13 protein-coding genes are annotated in these 14844 nt (G+C 72.1%); 4 read left to right on the top strand and 9 right to left on the bottom strand.

The window, feature by feature from the left end; translation table 11 throughout:
• Nucleotides 1–999 (bottom strand): NAD(P)H-quinone oxidoreductase, encoded by a 999-nt coding sequence (locus ACZ5XS_RS29900; RefSeq protein WP_468656481.1) that lies wholly within the window; start codon nucleotides 997–999, stop codon nucleotides 1–3.
• A gap of 238 nt (nucleotides 1000–1237) precedes the next feature.
• Here ACZ5XS_RS29900 and ACZ5XS_RS29905 point away from each other — a divergent pair, with 238 nt between their 5' ends.
• Nucleotides 1238–2275 (top strand): ATP-binding cassette domain-containing protein, encoded by a 1038-nt coding sequence (locus ACZ5XS_RS29905; protein WP_468656483.1) that lies wholly within the window; start codon nucleotides 1238–1240, stop codon nucleotides 2273–2275.
• Entirely contained in the window at nucleotides 2272–3120 is an 849-nt protein-coding gene (locus ACZ5XS_RS29910) for an ABC transporter permease (RefSeq protein WP_468656485.1), read from the top strand. Before ACZ5XS_RS29905 ends, ACZ5XS_RS29910 begins: the two co-directional genes overlap by 4 nt.
• Before the next feature lie 18 nt (nucleotides 3121–3138).
• Here ACZ5XS_RS29910 and ACZ5XS_RS29915 read toward each other — a convergent pair whose 3' ends face one another.
• From ACZ5XS_RS29915 to pdhA, 6 genes are all read right to left on the bottom strand, one after another.
• Complete coding sequence (locus ACZ5XS_RS29915) at nucleotides 3139–4236, bottom strand: potassium channel family protein (protein ID WP_468656487.1); 1098 nt, start codon at nucleotides 4234–4236, stop codon at nucleotides 3139–3141.
• The gene (locus ACZ5XS_RS29920) at nucleotides 4233–5612 is read right to left on the bottom strand and encodes a molybdopterin molybdotransferase MoeA (protein WP_468656489.1); all 1380 of its coding nucleotides are present in this window, start codon (nucleotides 5610–5612) and stop codon (nucleotides 4233–4235) included. Before ACZ5XS_RS29920 ends, ACZ5XS_RS29915 begins: the two co-directional genes overlap by 4 nt.
• Nucleotides 5609–6550, bottom strand: a complete 942-nt coding sequence (locus tag ACZ5XS_RS29925; RefSeq protein ID WP_468656491.1) for an NTP transferase domain-containing protein — start codon at nucleotides 6548–6550, stop codon at nucleotides 5609–5611. The genes ACZ5XS_RS29920 and ACZ5XS_RS29925 overlap by 4 nt, the downstream gene beginning before the upstream one ends.
• 89 nt (nucleotides 6551–6639) lie before the next feature.
• Nucleotides 6640–7968 carry a dihydrolipoamide acetyltransferase family protein gene (locus ACZ5XS_RS29930; RefSeq protein ID WP_468656493.1) on the bottom strand — a complete coding sequence of 443 codons (1329 nt, stop codon included), beginning with the start codon at nucleotides 7966–7968 and terminating at the stop codon, nucleotides 6640–6642.
• Complete coding sequence (locus ACZ5XS_RS29935; protein ID WP_217243002.1) at nucleotides 7968–8972, bottom strand: alpha-ketoacid dehydrogenase subunit beta; 1005 nt, start codon at nucleotides 8970–8972, stop codon at nucleotides 7968–7970. The genes ACZ5XS_RS29930 and ACZ5XS_RS29935 overlap by 1 nt, the downstream gene beginning before the upstream one ends.
• Entirely contained in the window at nucleotides 8969–10105 is a 1137-nt protein-coding gene (gene pdhA, locus ACZ5XS_RS29940; RefSeq protein WP_468656495.1) for a pyruvate dehydrogenase (acetyl-transferring) E1 component subunit alpha, read from the bottom strand. The genes ACZ5XS_RS29935 and pdhA overlap by 4 nt, the downstream gene beginning before the upstream one ends.
• Before the next feature lie 189 nt (nucleotides 10106–10294).
• On the opposite strand from pdhA, the gene ACZ5XS_RS29945 reads away from it, so the two are divergent.
• On the top strand, nucleotides 10295–10780 hold the full coding sequence (locus ACZ5XS_RS29945) for an Lrp/AsnC family transcriptional regulator (RefSeq protein WP_468656525.1): 486 nt from the start codon (nucleotides 10295–10297) through the stop codon (nucleotides 10778–10780).
• A gap of 2 nt (nucleotides 10781–10782) precedes the next feature.
• Here ACZ5XS_RS29945 and ACZ5XS_RS29950 read toward each other — a convergent pair whose 3' ends face one another.
• Together ACZ5XS_RS29950 and ACZ5XS_RS29955 are read right to left on the bottom strand one after the other, a co-directional pair.
• The gene (locus ACZ5XS_RS29950; RefSeq protein WP_468656497.1) at nucleotides 10783–11373 is read right to left on the bottom strand and encodes a TetR/AcrR family transcriptional regulator; all 591 of its coding nucleotides are present in this window, start codon (nucleotides 11371–11373) and stop codon (nucleotides 10783–10785) included.
• Nucleotides 11370–12887, bottom strand: a complete 1518-nt coding sequence (locus ACZ5XS_RS29955) for a 3-hydroxyacyl-CoA dehydrogenase (protein WP_468656499.1) — start codon at nucleotides 12885–12887, stop codon at nucleotides 11370–11372. The genes ACZ5XS_RS29950 and ACZ5XS_RS29955 overlap by 4 nt, the downstream gene beginning before the upstream one ends.
• A gap of 160 nt (nucleotides 12888–13047) precedes the next feature.
• On the opposite strand from ACZ5XS_RS29955, the gene paaN reads away from it, so the two are divergent.
• Nucleotides 13048–14754 (top strand): phenylacetic acid degradation protein PaaN, encoded by a 1707-nt coding sequence (gene paaN, locus ACZ5XS_RS29960; protein WP_468656501.1) that lies wholly within the window; start codon nucleotides 13048–13050, stop codon nucleotides 14752–14754.
• The last annotated feature ends 90 nt before the right edge of the window (nucleotides 14755–14844 follow it).

Below are 14844 nucleotides of genomic sequence, written 5' to 3' on the forward strand. Positions count from 1 at the left end.
CTACGGCGTGACGGGCGTCGACGGCGTGACGAGCAGGACCTTTCCGATGTGGCCGCTCTCCTCCAGCACCCGGTGCGCGGCGGCCGCGTCGCTCATCGGGAGCTCGCAGTCGACGACCGGGCGGACGTGACCGGCGTCCAGCAGCGGCCAGACGTGCTCGCGCACGGCCGCGACGATCGCCGCCTTCTCGCCGAGGGGCCTGGCCCGCAGGGAGGTCGCGCTGATCGCGGCCCGCTTGCGCAGAAGGGCGGCGATGTTCAGCTCGGCCTTGACGCCGCCCTGCATGCCGATGATCGCCAGCCGGCCGTTGACGGCGAGGGCCGTGACGTTGCGGTCGAGGTACTTGGCACCCATGTTGTCGAGGATGACGTCGGCGCCGGCCCCGTCGGTGGCCTCCTTGATCTCGGCGACGAAGTCCTGCTCGCGGTAGTCGACCAGGATGTCGGCGCCCAGTTCGGCGCAGCGGTCCAGCTTCTCCCTGCTGCCGGCCGTGACCGCGACCTTGGCGCCCACGGCCTTGGCGAGCTGGATCGCCATGGTGCCGATGCCGCTGGAGCCGCCGTGCACGAGCAGGGTCTCGCCGGGACGGAGGTGGGAGATCATGAAGACGTTCGACCAGACCGTGGCGACCACCTCGGGCAGGGCGGCGGCCTGGGTGAGGCCGACGCCCTTGGGCAGCGGAAGCAGCTGGCCGGCCGGTACGGCGACCTTCTCGGCGTAACCGCCTCCCGCGAGCAGCGCGCACACCTCGTCGCCGACGCTCCAGCCGGTGACACCGGGGCCGACCCCGGCGATCCGTCCGGAGCACTCCAGGCCGGGGTAGGGGGAGGAGCCGGGCGGCGGGTCATAGAAGCCCTGCCGCTGCAGGATGTCGGCGCGGTTGACGGCGCTGGCCGCCACCTCGACCAGCACCTCGCCCTCGCCGGGCACGGGATCCGGGACCTCGTCCCACACCAGCGCCTCGGGTCCACCAGGTTCGGGAATCGTGATCGCATGCATGAAAGGGACGCTACCTCCCGGTCCTTGGCCGGACCCTCGCCGGTCATCGGTCTGGTCCTCGTCGGCCCTTGGTCGGATCCTCGTCGGTCCTTGGTTCCGGACCCTCGTCGGTCCCTGGTCGGGTCCCCATCGGTCCTTCGACCGATCTCCCGGAAATTCGTTGTGCGGGAGCGATGAGTTTGCGCGACCGTAAAGGTCTTTCCATGCGTAACCCAAGTACGCGGAAGGACATCACCCCATGAGCCAGCACACGTCCGGCCTGGCCATCGAAACCGCAGGCCTGGTGAAGACGTTCGGCGAGACCCGGGCCGTCGACGGAGTCGACCTGGCGGTGCCGGCAGGCACGGTCTACGGCGTCCTCGGCCCGAACGGCGCCGGGAAGACGACCACGGTGAAGATGCTCGCCACCCTCCTCCGGCCGGACGGCGGTGAGGCCCATGTCTTCGGGCACGACGTCGTACGGGAGGCCGACGAGGTCCGCGCCCGGGTCAGCCTGACCGGCCAGTACGCGTCGGTGGACGAGGACCTCACCGGCACCGAGAACCTGGTCCTGCTGGGCAGGCTGCTCGGCCAGCACAAGAAGGCCGCGCGAGAACGTGCCGCGCAGCTGCTGGAGGCCTTCGGCCTCACGGAGGCAGCCGGCAAGCAGGTCAAGCACTACTCCGGTGGCATGCGGCGCCGCATCGACATCGCCGCCTCCATCCTCAACACGCCCGAGCTGCTCTTCCTGGACGAGCCGACGACCGGCCTCGACCCGCGCAGCCGCAACCAGGTGTGGGACATCGTGCGGGCGGTCGTCGCCCAGGGCACCACGGTGCTGCTGACCACGCAGTACCTGGACGAGGCCGACCAGCTGGCGTCCCGGATCGCGGTCATCGACCAGGGCAAGGTGATCGCCGAGGGCACCAAGGGCGAGCTGAAGGCGTCGGTGGGCGCCGGGTCCGTACATCTGCGACTGCGTGATCCCGCGCAGCGGCCACAGGCCGAGGAGGTGCTGCGGCTGGCCCTCGGCGTGGACGTGCAGCTGGAGCCCGACCCGGTCGCGCTGACGGCCCGTGTCGGGGGCGGGGCCGCGAACGGGCAGGGGGCGGCCGAGCAGGCGGCCCGCGCGCTCGCCGAGCTGGCCCGCACCGGGGTCGTCGTCGACAACTTCTCCCTGGGCCAGCCCAGCCTGGACGAGGTCTTCCTCGCCCTCACCGGCCACGACACCCGCGACGCGGAGAACTCCCACGACGCGAACGGCTCCAACGACTCGAAGGACGAGGTGGCGGCATGAGCACCGCGACGACCACGGAGACCAAGGACCTGGCCCCAGTCAGTGCCGAATCCCTCGCCGCGCTGCTCGTCGCCGGTGAGCGGCCGCCGCGCCCGAGCGCCCTGTCTGCCTCGCTGACCTTCGGCTGGCGGGCCATCCTCAAGATCAAGCACGTGCCGGAGCAGCTCTTCGACGTCACGGCGTTCCCGATCATGATGGTGCTGATGTACACGTACCTGTTCGGGGGCGCCCTGGCCGGGTCCCCGAAGGAGTACATCCAGTTCCTGCTGCCGGGCATCCTGGTGATGTCGGTCGTGATGATCACGATGTACACCGGCGTCTCGGTGAACACCGACATCGAGAAGGGCGTCTTCGACCGGTTCCGCACGCTGCCGATCTGGCGGCCGTCGGTGATGGTCGGCTATCTCCTCGGCGACGCGCTGCGCTACACCATCGCGTCCGTCGTGATGCTCACGGTCGGCATGATCCTCGGCTACCGCCCGGACGGCGGGGCCGCCGGAGTGCTCGCCGGGATCGCGCTGCTGGTGGTGTTCTCGTTCGCGTTCTCGTGGATCTGGACGATGTTCGGACTGATGCTGCGCACCGAGAAGTCGGTGATGGGCGTCAGCATGATGGTGATCTTCCCGCTGACCTTCCTGTCCAACGTCTTCGTCGACCCGAAGACCATGCCGGGCTGGCTGCAGGCCTTCGTCAACAACAGCCCGGTGACGCATCTGGCGTCGGCGGTGCGCGGACTGATGGCGGGCGACTGGCCGGCCGACGAGGTCGCCTGGTCGCTGGGCTGGGCGGGCCTGTTCGTGCTGGTCTTCGGGCCGATCACGATGCGGCTGTACAACCGCAAGTGACAGGCCCCCGTGCCGCGGTCAGTCCTGGGGCAGCGGGCGGACGTCGGGCGCGATCTGCGAGCCCGGCGTCGCCCGCACGATGGTGATCAGCCGGTCCGTCAGCTCCAGTGTGCCGACGGCCACATCGTCGTAGCCGAGCACCCGGTGCCCGCGTACGACACTCACCACCAGGTCGGCCGTCTCCCGTGGGCTCTTGCCCACCTCGGCCTTTATGACCGGCCGTTCGATGATGTCGAGGCCGCTGCCCTGCTGGATCAGGTCCTCCATCACCATGCCGGCCGCGGGGCTCAGCACGGACAGACCGAGGAGCCGCCCGGCGGCACTGGCGCTGGTGATCACCGCGTCGGCGCCGGACTGCTTCAGCAGCGGAGCGTTCTCCTCCTCCCGCACCGCGGCCACGATCTTCGCGCCCTTGTTGAGCTGCCGGGCCGTGAGCGTCACGAGGACGGCCGTGTCGTCGCGCTGGGTCGCGATGATGATCTTCCGGGCCCGGTGCACCTCGGCCCGCATCAGGACGTCGCTGCGCGTCGCGTCCCCGACGACCCCGGCATACCCGTCCGCGGTCGCCGCGTCGATCACCTTGGAACTGGGGTCGACCACGACGACCTGCTCCTTCTTCAGCCCCGTCGCACAGACGGTCTGGATCGCCGAACGCCCCTTGGTGCCGAAGCCGATGACGACGGTGTGGTCGCGCAAGGTGGACCTCCAGCGGTTGAGTCGCCACTCCTCACGCGTGCGTTCGGTGAGGACCTCGAGCGTGGTGCCGACCAGGATGATCAGGAACAGCACGCGCATCGGTGTGATGACGAAGATGTTGGTGAGCCGGGCGGCGTCACTGACCGGGGTGATGTCACCGTAGCCGGTGGTGGAGAGGGTGACGGTCGCGTAGTAGCAGGCGTCGAGGAAGTCGACGGAGCCGTCGGAGTTGTCGTTGTAGCCGTCGTGGTCGGCGTAGACGATCGACGCGGTGGCCACGAGCAGGAACAGGGCCATGAGCACCCTCTTGGCGACCTGCCGGAACGGATGCTCCACCACCTTGCGCGGGAGCAGCACCCGATGGGTCACGAGATGTTCGTCCGCCTGCCGGGCGATCGCGTCCTGGCCGGGAAGTTTCACGTGAAACACACCCCGATCCCGGCGCTGGCCCAGGGCAGGTCGAGCAGTTCCGTCTCCTGACCGGGCTGTGCCCCGCCCGGAGGGACGACGGCCAGGGCGTCGGCCGCCGCGATGCCCCGCAGCATCGCCGGGCCGTTGTAGTGCAGCGGCACGGCACAGTCACCGCGCAGGACCACGGGAATGAGCCGGGTGTCGTGCGGGTGCCCGTGCGCCTCGTCCCGCAGCGGCAGCGTGTACGGCTCCGGGGCGGGACGGGCCGCGAGGATGCGCAGCAGCGGCTCGGCGAGCGTGAGCAGGCCGGAGACGGCCGCGAGGGGGTTGCCGGGCAGGCCGACGAGGTGCTGGTTCTCCTTGGTACGGGCCAGCAGCATGGGGTGGCCGGGGCGCACCTTGACGCCGTCGACCAGGAGCTCGGCGCCGATGCGCTGAAGAACGGGGTGGACGTGGTCGACGGGGCCGGAGGCGGTGCCGCCGGTGGTCACGATCAGGTCGGCACCGGAGGTGGTGATCGCCTTGTGGAGCGCCTTGGCGTCGTCACCGAGCCGGTGTACGGCGGTGACCTCGGCGCCGAGCGCGCGCAGCCAGGGCGGGAGCATCGGGCCGAGCGCGTCCCTGATCAGCCCGTCGTGCGGCCTGCCCTCGGTGAGCAGTTCGTCGCCGAGGACGAGGACTTCGACGCGGGGGCGGGGCACGGCGGTGACGGTGTCGTATCCGGCGGCCGCAGCGAGGCCGAGCACCGCCGGGGTGACGAGGGTGCCGGCCGGCAGGAGCTGGTCACCGCTGCGGCACTCCTGTCCGCGCGGGCGGATGTCCTGGCCGTGGGCCATCTCGCGGGTCGGGTGGAGGTGGCCCTTGTCGTCCGCGCGGCCGTGCTCGCTGCGCAGGACGGCGGTGGTGTCGAGGGGGATGCGGGCACCGGTGGCGATCCGGACGGCCTCGCCGTCGGTGAGCGGATCGGGCTCCGCGTGCCCGGCGAGTACGCCCTCGTCCCGTACGGCCCAGGGGCCGGGGCCGGCGACCGCCCAGCCGTCCATCGCCGAGGTGTCGAAGGAGGGCAGGTCGGTGAGGGCGGTCAGGGGAGCGGCCAGAGTCAGTCCCAGGGCGTCGCCGAGCGTGACGGAGACGGGGGCCCGGTGAGCGCCGCGGCCGGCGGACCGGGCAGCGCGCTCGGCGATCTCGCGGGCCGCGGGCCAGGGGGTCGCCCGGTGGCGGGGGTCCGGTCGGTGGGAGGCCTCGGGGGGGCCGGTCTGCGGGGCGGGCACATGATCACCGGCGGGGTGGCCGTTGCCTTCCTTCACGAGCGCGAGCACCTCCTCGACGTCGAAGTCCTCCGCGTCGTCGGCGTCCTCACCGGTCCGGGCGGCGCGGGCGATCATCCGGCGTCCGGTCGGGTGTCGGGCGTGGCGTCCGGGGCCACGTCCGGCTTGGCGTCGGCAGCCACGTCCGGCTGGGCGTCGGCGGTGTCCTCGTCGGCCCAGCGGAGGGCGAGGGCGGCGGCCTTGCGGGACGCCTCCGCCACCGCCTCGGGGCCTCCGCCGGCCCGTGCGGCCGCGTAGCCGACGAGGAAGGTGGTCAGCGGTGCCGCGGGCCTCGCCACGCCGTGGGCGGCGTCACGGGCGAGGTCGAGCAGCACACCGGTGTCGACCTCGAGGTCGATGCCCAGCTCGTCCTTGACTGCGGAAATCCATTCATCCAACACGAGCCCATGCTCCCTGATACGTGCCCTGGCGGTGGCGATGTCGTCCCAGGTGTCGCAGTCGAACGATGCGACGGGGTCGGGGACGCGGGTGAGGTCGAGACCGGCGGTGAGCCGGCGCAGGGGCAGCCCCGTGGCGCTGCCGTGCGCTGCGACGAGGCCGGTCAGTTCCCGGCGCAGTGCGGGCGCGCGGTAGGCGGCCACCAACGGCTGGTCGCGGCCGTCGGCGTCGGTGAGCAGCACGCCCTCGGTGCCGGTGGCCTGCAGGGCGGCCAGCAGCCGCCGTACCGTCGCCTCACCGAGGAACGGCAGGTCGGCCGAGAGGACGACGACCTCGTCGGCCGTGGTGCGGCGCAGACCGGCGTCGAGTGCGGCCACCGGCCCGCCGCCGGGCGGATCCTCACGCGCCCACGTCACCGGGCGCGCGGTCGGGCGCGGATCGGCGACGACGACGGTGCCGCGCGCGTCGGCGCAGGCGGCCAGCACCCGGTCGAGCAGTGCCCGCCCGCCCACCCGCACCCCGGGCTTGTCCGCACCGCCGAGCCGCCGGGCGGCACCGCCCGCGAGTACGACGGCGTCGTACGCGGCGACAGCGGAGGGCGGCTGGTTGGCGGTCACCCCCCGAGTATGCGTGCCGCCGCGATCACAGGGAACGCCGGAACGCCGATCACGGGGAACACGGCAGGGGCGGCGCGGTCACGACGTGATCAGAGGGTGCGCAGCAGGACCGCCGGCTGTTCCACGCAGTCCGCCACGTAGCGCAGGAAGCCGCCCGCCGTGCCGCCGTCGCACACCCGGTGGTCGAAGGTGAGCGACAGCTGGACCACCTGGCGCACCGCCAGTTCGCCCTCGTGCACCCACGGCTTGGGGACGATACGGCCGACGCCGAGCATGGCCGCCTCGGGGTGGTTGATGATCGGCGTGGAGCCGTCGACGCCGAACACGCCGTAGTTGTTCAACGTGAAGGTGCCGCCGGTGAGGTCCCGGGGGCTGAGGGTGCCCTGGCGGGCCGACTCGGTCAGCCGGGCGAACTCGGCGGTCAGCGACTGGGCGTCCCGTGTGTGCGCGTCCCGTACGACGGGCACGACGAGCCCCCGCTCGGTCTGCGCGGCGAACCCGAGGTGCACGGCGTCCAGCCGGACGATCTCCCTGGCCTCCAGGTCCACGGTGGAGTTGAGCTCGGGGTGGCGGGCGAGGGCGGCGGTGCAGATGCGGGCCAGCAGGGCGAGGAGGGAGATCTTCGGCCCGTCCGCGGCGTTCATCGCCGCCCGTACCTTCATGAGTTCCGTGGCGTCGGCGTCCACCCAGCAGGTGGCGTCCGGGATCTCGCGGCGGCTGCGGGAGAGCTTGTCGGCCGCGGCGCCCAGGATGCCCTTGAGGGGGATGCGGGTGCCTCCGGCGGTCGCCGCGGAGGGGGCCGGGGTGGTGGCGGGCGCCACGGGCGTGGGCGCCACGGCCGGAACCGTCGTACGCCCTTGGGCCGCCGCCGCCCGCAGCGCGTACTCCACGTCGGCCCGCAGGATCAGGCCGTCGGGGCCGGAGCCGGTCAGTTCCCTGAGGTCGAGGCCGTTCTCGCGGGCGAGGCGGCGCACCAGCGGCGAGATCACCGGTACCGGGCCGTCCGCCGTCTCGGGGGCGCCGGCGTGGCCGTCGGCCGCTGCGGTCGTCGGGGCCGGCTGTCCCGGCCGCACCCTGCCCCTGCGGGCCGGCGCCTGTGAGGTGCCGTAGCCGACCAGCACATTGCCCGAGCCCTCGCTCCGACCGCCGGAGGCCGGCGTGCCCACCGCGACCGTCAGCAGCGGGGCCCCGACGGGCAGTTCCGTGCCCTCCTCGCCGAAGCGGGCGGTGACGACACCGCCGTAGGGGCAGGGCACCTCGACCATCGCCTTGGCCGTCTCGACCTCGACGACCGGCTGGTCGACGACGACGAGGTCCCCGACCTCGACGAGCCAGCGGACGATTCCCGCCTCGGTGAGCCCCTCCCCGAGGTCGGGGAGCCTGAACTCCAGGCTGTGCATGTCAGAAGCGTGTGCCATCAGCCCTCGGCCTCCCATTGCAGACGCCCCACGGCGTCCAGGATCCGGTCCACGCCGGGCAGGTGGTGACGCTCCAGCATCGGCGGCGGGTAGGGAATGTCGAACCCCGCCACGCGCAGCACCGGCGCCTCCAGGTGGTGGAAGCAGCGCTCCGTGACGCGGGCCGCGATCTCCCCGCCCGGGCCGCCGAACCCGCCCGACTCGTGTACGACGACCGCCCGCCCGGTCCGCCGTACCGAGGCGCAGACCGTCTCGTCGTCGAACGGCACCAGGGAGCGCAGGTCGACGACTTCGAGGTCCCACCCCTCGTCCCGGGCCGCCTCGGCGGCTTCGAGGCAGACGGGCACGGACGGTCCGTACGTGATGAGTGTGGCGCTCCGGCCCGAGCGCCGCACCACCGCGCGGCCTATGGGTTCAACGGTCTGCGGGTCGTCCGGGTTCCAGGAGGCCTTGGACCAGTACAGGCGCTTGGGTTCGAGGAAGACGACCGGGTCGTCGGAGGCGATGGCGGCGCGCAGCAGGCCGTAGGCGTCGGCGACCGTGGCGGGCGTGACGACGTGGAGCCCGGGGGTCGCGATGTAGTACGCCTCGGACGAGTCGCTGTGGTGCTCGACGCCGCCGATGCCGCCGCCGTAGGGGACGCGGATGGTGAGCGGGAGCGGCAGCGCGCCGCGGGTGCGGTTGCGCATCCGGGAGACATGGCTGATCAGCTGCTCGAACGCCGGGTAGGCGAACGCGTCGAACTGCATCTCCACGACCGGGCGCAGCCCGTACATCGCCATGCCGACGGCCGTGCCGAGGATGCCGGCCTCGGCGAGCGGGGTGTCCGTGCAGCGGTCCTCGCCGAACTCCTTGGCGAGGCCGTCGGTGACGCGGAAGACTCCCCCGAGGGTGCCGACGTCCTCGCCCATGACGTGCACGGTCGGGTCGGCGGCCATGGCGTCGCGCATCGCGCGCGTGAGGGCCTGCGCCATGGTGGCCGGCTTGAGGGCGACGGTGGTCATCGGTGCGGCCCTTCCTGCTCCGCCGCCAGCTCGGCCCGCAGCTGGGCCTGCTGCTCGCGCAGTTGCGGGGTGGGCTCGGCGTACACGTGGGCGAACAGGTCCATGGGGTCGAGCGGCGGGTCCTGGTTCATGCGCTCGCGCAGGTCCGCGGCCATGGCCTCGGCGGCGTCGCGCGCGGCCTGGATGCCGCTGTCGTCGATCAGGCCGCGTTCGGTGAGTTCGTGCTCCAGGAGGGCGATCGGGTCGTGGTCGCGCCAGGTGTCGACCTCGGCGTCGCCGCGGTAGCGGGTCGCGTCGTCGGCGTTGGTGTGGGCCTCGACGCGGTACGTGATGGCCTCGACCAGGGTGGGGCCGCCGCCCGCGCGCGCGTGCCGTACGGCGTCGGCGAGGACCTCGTGCACGGCGGCGGCGTCGTTGCCGTCGACCAGGCGGCCGGGCATGCCGTAGCCGACGGCCTTGTGGGCCAGCGACGGGGCCGCGGTCTGCTTGGCGAGCGGGACGGAGATCGCGAAGCCGTTGTTCTGGACGAGGAAGACGACCGGGGCCTGCCAGACGGCGGCGAAGTTCAGCGCCTCGTGGAAGTCGCCCTCGCTGGAGCCGCCGTCGCCGACCATCGCCAGCGCGACCACGTCGTCGCCCTTGAGGCGGGCGGCGTGCGCGAGGCCGACGGCGTGCGGGAGCTGGGTGGCGAGCGGGGTGCACAGGGGGGCCACGCGGTGCTCGCGCGGGTCGTAGCCGGTGTGCCAGTCGCCGCGCAGCAGGGTGAGGGCCTGCACGGGGTCGAGGCCGCGGGCGACGGCCGCGAGGGTGTCGCGGTAGCTGGGGAAGAGCCAGTCGCGGTCCTCCAGGACCAGCGCCGCGGCGACCTGACAGGCCTCCTGGCCGGTGCTGGACGGGTAGACCGCCAGACGGCCCTGCTTGGTGAGTGCGGTGGCCTGCGCGTTGTACCGGCGGCCGCGCACCAGCTCGGCGTGGAGCCGGCGCAGCAGCCCGGGATCGGCCTGCGCGGCCGCCTCGGTGCCGAGCACGCGGTACGGACGTGCGTCGGGCAGCAGCGGCGCGGGGTCCGTGCGCGGCTGCCAGGCGGGCGGCGGGGTCGGCTTGTAGGCGCCCCGCTGCTCCATGACCGTCATGACGGCACCTCCTCGTGGGAGCGGCTTCAGGCGCGCCACGGATGTGATGCGCCTCACCTACCGATTGTTCGGTCGTCGGCACATTTTGGCTACTGGCACCCGCAGGCTGTGGACAAACGGTTCTCCACAGCCTCAAATGAACGCAGTGCGTCCATGGCGGAGAGGCGGGGGCACGTGGCATCTGAACAAATGGCCGAGCGCCCGGAAGGCAGCGGCCCCGAGCCACCCGCGCGTCCCCTCGACGCGATCGATCTGGACATCCTGCAGATGCTCCAGGCGGACGGCCGCGCGTCCATAAGGTCGGTCGCCGAACGCGTCCATGTCTCGCGCGCCAATGCCTACGCCCGCATCAACCGCCTCATCGAGGACGGCGTGATCCGCGGCTTCGGGGCCCGCGTCAACCACGAACGCGCGGGCCAGGGCACTTCGGCGTACGTCACCCTGAAGATCGTCCAGAACTCCTGGCGCACGGTGCGGGAACAGCTCAGGCAACTGCCCGGCGCCTCCCACATCGCCCTGGTGGGCGGCGACTTCGACGTCCTGCTGCTGGTGCACACCTCCGACAACAGGGCGCTGCGCGAGCTGGTGCTGACCCGGCTCCAGGCGATTCCCGAGGTGCTCAGTACGCGCACCCTGCTGGTCTTCGAGGAGGAGGACCTGGAGCCGCAGGGCTGACGTCAGCGCTCCTCGCGAAGCCCCGAGAACACCAACCGTGCGACGGCGTCGGCGACCTCGCGCTCGTTCATGCCCCGCCCGTCCGGCCGGTACCACTCCACGATCGAGTTGATCATCCCGAAGACGAGCCGCGTCGCGAGCCGTACCTCCACGTCGCCGCGCACGTCCCCGTCGGCCGCCGCCGCCTTCAGCAGCTCGGCGACCCGGTGGTCGAAGTCGCGGCGCCGCTCCAGGGCCCACCGCTCGGTGCCGGTGTTGCCGCGCACGCGCAGCAGCAGGGTCACGTACGGCAGCTCGGCTATGAGCACCTCCACCATGCGCCGTACGACGTACTCCAGACACTCCGCGGCGCTCCCCACGCGCGCGGGCTCCTCGTCGAGGATCCCGAAGAGGCCGTCCAGCGCGCGGCTCACGGCGCGGCGCAGCAGCTCCTCCTTGCCGGAGACGTGGTGGTAGATCGACGACTTGGAGATGCCGGCCGCCTTGGAGAGGTGCTCCATGGAGGTGCCGTCGTAGCCGCGCTCGTTGAAGACCTGGACGGCGACGGACAGCAGCGTCTGCGGGGTGTACGTGTCGCGCTTGGCGGTGGTCATGAGGTGCTGCCCTCCCGCTTGTCGGTCGCGTACGCGTGGCGGTACAGCGCGAGGGACGGTGCGTAGCGCCCGGAGGGGTCACGCATGTGCAGGTCGTCGAGGAGGGCGTAGGCCCAGTTGCGGCCGAGCCTGCGGCTCCACTCGAAGGGGCCGAGGGGGTAGTTGACCCCGAGCCGCATGGCGGTGTCGATGTCCTCCTTGGTGGCCACGCCCTTGGCGACGGCGTCGTGCGCGAGGTCGACGATGCGCGCGACCGTCCGGGCGACGATCATGCCTGGGACGTCACCGATGACGCTGACCTGCTTGCCGAGCGCCTGGAAGAGGCCGGTGGCCTCGGCGAGGGTCTGCTGGGAGGTGTCCTGGGAGGCGGACAGGGCGATGCGGGTGGCCCGCCGGTAGTCGAGCGCGAGGTCGAAGTAGACGACGTCCCGGAACTCGACCGAGGTCTGTCCGTCGGCGAGGGCGAGCTGGCCGCCGCTCGGCAGGACCAGGCGGGTGCCGTGGTCCTCTTCGTCCTCGCGGACCGGGATGCCCGCCTCGCGGATCAGGTTGAGCAGTTCGGAGGCCGGGCCCAGATCGCCCTCGGCGGCGACGTACGCGGGCGGCTGGGCCGGCTCCGCGGTGTGCGGTTCGGGGCGGTCGGCGTCCTCGGAGTGGTCGTACCAGCCGTGTCCGGTCTTGCGGCCGAGCCGGCCCGACTCGACCAGGCGGCGCTGGGCGAGCGACGGCGCGAAGCGCACGTCCTGGAAGAAGGCCTGCCACACGGAGTGGGTGACCGACTCGTTGACGTCCTGGCCGATGAGGTCGGTGAGTTCGAAGGCGCCCATCTTGAAGCCGCCGCACTCGCGCAGGACCGCGTCGATGGTGGCCGGTTCGGCGCCCTGGGCCTCGTGGACCGCGAAGGCCTCGGCGTAGAAGGGCCGGGCGATGCGGTTGACGATGAAGCCCGGGGTGTCGGCGCAGGCGACCGGGGTCTTCCCCCAGGCGCGGGCCATCTCGTACGCGCGCGTGGCCGACGTGACGTCGGTGGCGAACCCGGAGACGACCTCCACGAGGGGCAGCAGTGGTGCGGGGTTGAAGAAGTGCAGGCCCACCAGGCGGCCCGGGTTGCGCAGGGCGCCGCCGATCGCGGTGACCGACAGGGACGAGGTGTTGGTGGCGAGCAGACAGTCCTCGCCGACGATGTCCTCCAGCGCGCGGAACAGCTCCTGCTTGGCGTCCAGCCGCTCCAGGACGGCCTCGACGACCAGGGCGCAGTCGGCGAGGTCGGCGAGGTCCCGTGCGGGCAGCAGGCGGGCGCGGGCGGCGTCCCGGTCCGCGCCGCCGAGCCGGTCCTTCTCGACGAGCCGGTCCAGGCGGGCGCCGATCGCGTCGGCCGCCTCCTGCGCCCGGCCGGGGGCGGCGTCGTACAGGCGTACGGAATGGCCGGCGACCAACGCGACCTGGGCGATGCCCTGGCCCATGGTGCCGGTGCCGACGACGGCCACGGGGCTGCTGAGGTCGAGTGCTGTCATGTGCGCGATCCTCCCGCACGGGGTTTTCCACAGATGCGGCGGACCCCCTTGTACCGACCGATCGTTCGGTTACTCTAACTCTGACTGGCTGTTCCTGCCCATGTTTCTGCCCAGGTCATGAGCTCGACGAAGAGTTCTTGAGACGAGGAGTTGGTCCCGCATGGCCGCCGAACTCACCGCGCACGATCTGATCGCCAAGCACCGGCCCACCCTCGACCAGACGCTGGAAGCGATCCGCACCCGCGCGTACTGGTCCCCGCACCCCGAGCACCCCAAGGCGTACGGCGAGAACGGCAGCCTGGACATGGCGGCGGGCAAGGCGGCCTTCGACGCCCTCCTGGGCACCCGCATCGACCTCGGCCAGCCCGGCACGGACGACTGGGTGGGCGGCGAGGTCTCGCCGTACGGCGTCGAGCTGGGCGTGAGCTACCCGCACGCGGACGTGGACGAGCTGCTGCCCGCCATGAAGGCCGGGCAGAAGGCCTGGCGTGACGCGGGCGCGGAGATGCGCGCGGTGGTGTGCCTGGAGATCCTCAAGCGCATCAGCGACCGGACCCACGAGTTCGCACACGCGGTCATGCACACCTCCGGCCAGGCGTTCATGATGGCGTTCCAGGCGGGCGGCCCGCACGCGCAGGACCGCGGCCTGGAGGCGGTGGCGTACGCGTACGTGGAGCAGGTCCGCACCCCCGACACGGCAGAGTGGACCAAACCGCAGGGAAAGCGCGACCCGCTGGCGCTCACCAAGCGGTTCACGCCGGTCCCGCGCGGCATCGCGCTGGTCATCGGCTGCAACACCTTCCCGACGTGGAACGGCTATCCGGGCCTGTTCGCCTCCCTGGCCACCGGTAACGCGGTCCTCGTCAAGCCCCACCCGCGCGCGGTGCTGCCCCTCGCGCTGACCGTTCAGGTCGCGCGCCAGGTGCTCGCCGAGACCGGCTTCGACCCGAACCTGGTGGCGCTGACCGCCGAGCGGCCGGGTGAGGGCATCGCCAAGACCCTGGCCACCCGCCCCGAGATCCGGATCATCGACTACACCGGCTCGACGGAGTTCGGTGACTGGCTGGAGGCCAACGCCCGCCAGGCGCAGGTCTACACGGAGAAGGCCGGCGTCAACACGGTGGTGGTCCACTCCACGGACGACTACAAGGGGATGCTGTCCAACCTGGCCTTCTCGCTGTCCCTGTACAGCGGCCAGATGTGCACCACCCCGCAGAACCTGCTCGTCCCGCGCGACGGCATCCGCACCGAGGAAGGCCCCCGGACCTTCGACGAGGTCGTCGCCGACCTCGCCCGCTCGGTCGACGGCCTGCTCGGCGACGACGCGCGCGCGAACGCCCTGCTCGGCGCGATCGTCAACCCGGACGTCAAGGCCCGCCTGGAGGCCGCGGCCGGTCTCGGCGAAGTCGCCCTCGCCTCGCGGGAGATCAGCAACGCGGAGTTCCCGCAGGCCGTCGTCCGCACGCCCGTCATCGTGAAGCTGGACGGCGCGCGGAAGTACTGGGAGGGCACCGACGACGAGGCCGCCTACATGAGCGAGTGCTTCGGGCCGGTCTCCTTCGCCGTCGCGGTCGACTCGTCGGCGGACGCGGTGGAGCTGCTGCGGCGCACCATCCGCGAGAAGGGCGCGATGACGGTCGGCGCCTACACCACCGACGAGGAGGTCGAACAGGCCCTTCAGGAGGTCTGCCTGGAGGAGGCAGCCCAGTTGTCGCTGAACCTCACGGGCGGGGTGTACGTCAACCAGACCGCCGCGTTCTCCGACTTCCACGGCTCGGGCGGCAACCCGGCGGCGAACGCGGCCCTCACCGACGGCGCGTTCGTGGCCAACCGCTTCCGGGTGGTCGAGGTGCGCCGGGAGGCTTAGGGGTCCTTTCACTATGAGCGTCCGATCAGGTCGCGTGGTCTGGTGCCGTGCATCGCAAGGCGCCGGAGCGGCCGCGATGGGGGTCCCCCC

Source organism: Streptomyces sp. NPDC033131 (genome assembly GCF_055578365.1).

What these genes read in the sequence shown, in the direction of transcription:
- ACZ5XS_RS29905 (WP_468656483.1), top strand. Translation starts at nt 1,238, where the DNA reads ATGAGCCAGCACACGTCCGGCCTGGCCATCGAAACCGCAGGCCTGGTG.
- ACZ5XS_RS29935 (WP_217243002.1), bottom strand. Translation starts at nt 8,972, where the DNA reads ATGACCACCGTCGCCCTCAAGCCGGCCACCATGGCGCAGGCCCTCACG.
- ACZ5XS_RS29955 (WP_468656499.1), bottom strand. Translation starts at nt 12,887, where the DNA reads ATGACAGCACTCGACCTCAGCAGCCCCGTGGCCGTCGTCGGCACCGGC.
- ACZ5XS_RS29945 (WP_468656525.1), top strand. Translation starts at nt 10,295, where the DNA reads ATGGCCGAGCGCCCGGAAGGCAGCGGCCCCGAGCCACCCGCGCGTCCC.
- ACZ5XS_RS29910 (WP_468656485.1), top strand. Translation starts at nt 2,272, where the DNA reads ATGAGCACCGCGACGACCACGGAGACCAAGGACCTGGCCCCAGTCAGT.
- ACZ5XS_RS29930 (WP_468656493.1), bottom strand. Translation starts at nt 7,968, where the DNA reads ATGGCACACGCTTCTGACATGCACAGCCTGGAGTTCAGGCTCCCCGAC.
- ACZ5XS_RS29920 (WP_468656489.1), bottom strand. Translation starts at nt 5,612, where the DNA reads ATGATCGCCCGCGCCGCCCGGACCGGTGAGGACGCCGACGACGCGGAG.
- paaN (WP_468656501.1), top strand. Translation starts at nt 13,048, where the DNA reads ATGGCCGCCGAACTCACCGCGCACGATCTGATCGCCAAGCACCGGCCC.
- ACZ5XS_RS29950 (WP_468656497.1), bottom strand. Translation starts at nt 11,373, where the DNA reads ATGACCACCGCCAAGCGCGACACGTACACCCCGCAGACGCTGCTGTCC.
- ACZ5XS_RS29900 (WP_468656481.1), bottom strand. Translation starts at nt 999, where the DNA reads ATGCATGCGATCACGATTCCCGAACCTGGTGGACCCGAGGCGCTGGTG.
- pdhA (WP_468656495.1), bottom strand. Translation starts at nt 10,105, where the DNA reads ATGACGGTCATGGAGCAGCGGGGCGCCTACAAGCCGACCCCGCCGCCC.